At 38.7% G+C, this 261-nt stretch carries 1 protein-coding gene; it reads right to left on the bottom strand.

Annotation, left to right across the window (positions count from 1 at the left end; all coding sequences use genetic code 11):
* Positions 1-261 (bottom strand): DDE-type integrase/transposase/recombinase (locus BFL47_RS19085; RefSeq protein ID WP_170827370.1); only part of this gene is annotated, 261 nt, incomplete at both ends.

Raw genomic sequence — 261 nt, forward strand, 5'->3', positions numbered from 1 at the left:
ATTATAGAAATTGATATAGACCTGTATTCCCCTGAATAGCTCTAATCCATCCTCTGCCGGTTGTAAATACACATGCTCATACTTCAGGCTACGCCAAAACCTTTCAATGTAAATGTTATCAAGAGCCCTTCCTTTACCATCCATGGATATTTGTATTTCATTATCTGTCAGTACCTTTTGAAACTCATGAGAGGTGAACTGGCTACCTTGATCCGTGTTCAGGATCTCTTGTTTTCCATATAAAGCAATGGTTTCACTCAG

Origin of the sequence: Arcticibacter eurypsychrophilus, from assembly GCF_001730525.1 — a bacterium.
In the GTDB taxonomy this organism is placed as follows: domain Bacteria; phylum Bacteroidota; class Bacteroidia; order Sphingobacteriales; family Sphingobacteriaceae; genus Arcticibacter; species Arcticibacter eurypsychrophilus.